The organism is Asticcacaulis biprosthecium C19, from assembly GCF_000204015.1.
In the GTDB taxonomy this organism is placed as follows: Bacteria; Pseudomonadota; Alphaproteobacteria; order Caulobacterales; family Caulobacteraceae; genus Asticcacaulis; species Asticcacaulis biprosthecius.
The window spans coordinates 1325847-1326732 of the sequence record NZ_GL883077.1 but is presented as its reverse complement, the minus strand read 5'-3'; the positions used below and the strand labels follow the sequence as shown (position 1 = coordinate 1326732).

Sequence of the window (886 nt, the reverse complement as noted above, 5' to 3'; positions counted from 1 at the left end):
AATGGCGCTCCTGTCCCCCTATTTCTTCCGTATTTCCGCTATTTTCGGCGAGCCTCTAATCCTCGCCGTTACTCTCTATTTTTTATCTAGGTAGGCAATCAAAATAGAGAATATCAAAAATAAAATGAAAGTTGCTAGAGCATCATCGCTGCTAAAAATTCCAAAAAAGTATTTTAGCACTAATATCGCCACAGTAGCAATTAAAGATGCCGCTCTAATAAATCTGGCAACATTCAGAGCATGAAATTGATGCTTAAGTTTCATGTTAGCAACCTGCTGGAGGGGGGGGGCCTTTGGAACTATCACCCTCCCAAATGGTCGGAAACCAGATCCGGTAACAGTTGCAGTCAAAACACTTGCAAAAGCCATTGAAAGGCCAAACGGCGTGCTTCTGTGTCCCACTACACCTAAAGCCGTATAGCCATCAATAGATTTCGTACCCGCGTCCTGAATATTTGCATAATTACTGCATATTTTTTTCTGATATTCTGGAGTTACCTCTGGGCCATTCGCACCCATTATGTATACACAAATTCCTTCCGCATTTCGATGCTCACAAGAGTCACTTTCAGGTGCAGCACTTGGTTGATTCGTGGGCTGACCAATGTACTGACGAATGTCACTTGCTGATATCTGCTGGTTGTTACCGCATCCGTAAAATAACACGCATTCCCGATTCGAAAAGGCTTGATTGCTCGCCTCAAAATCACTTCGATCCGGTCGTTGGCCTGTCACGACGATTTCCGGAGACGGCGTTCCTCCGGGTCCATCTAACCCAGTAGGATCCGTAGCATTCACCGGGTCGCCATGAACATAGGCGTACATGTTCATCCCGTCACCGTAACCGATCGGGTCCGGCTGCAGGAACCGTCCCAGCGACGGCGCA

At 46.7% G+C, this 886-nt stretch carries 1 protein-coding gene; it reads right to left on the bottom strand.

Annotated features, from left to right (window positions below; translation table 11 throughout):
* Nucleotides 1-75: 75 nt before the first annotated feature.
* Nucleotides 76-886, bottom strand: an 811-nt coding sequence (locus ABI_RS24250; protein ID WP_169313709.1) for an RHS repeat-associated core domain-containing protein, incomplete at its 5' end; no start/stop codon positions are given.